The 296-nt window shown below is 41.9% G+C and carries 1 rRNA gene; it reads left to right on the top strand.

Annotated features, from left to right (window positions below):
• Positions 1-108, top strand: a 16S ribosomal RNA gene (locus tag AAZR19_RS18955); the annotation flags it as partial.
• Positions 109-296: the final 188 nt, after the last annotated feature.

Raw genomic sequence — 296 nt, 5'->3', positions numbered from 1 at the left:
TCGGTGAGGTAACCTTTATGGAGCCAGCCGCCGAAGGTGGGGCAGATGATTGGGGTGAAGTCGTAACAAGGTAGCCGTATCGGAAGGTGCGGCTGGATCACCTCCTTTCTAAGGATATATGGAGCAGTGTACGTTTTCGTCTTGTTTAGTTTTGAAGGATCATTCCTTCAAACATGTCTCTAGCGAGACAGGATTGTTCTTTGAAAACTAGATAACAATAAGTAATACATTCACATTGAATGCAATGCAAAGTTCATCACACATAGTGATTCTTTCTAAAGTAAGAAATGGTTAAG

This window comes from Bacillus sp. Je.9.29.b, from assembly GCF_051129925.1.
GTDB classification, from domain to species: domain Bacteria; phylum Bacillota; class Bacilli; order Bacillales; family Bacillaceae; genus Bacillus; species Bacillus safensis.
The sequence above is the reverse complement of the archived record's forward strand: the minus strand, read 5'-3'. Positions and strand labels throughout refer to the sequence as shown.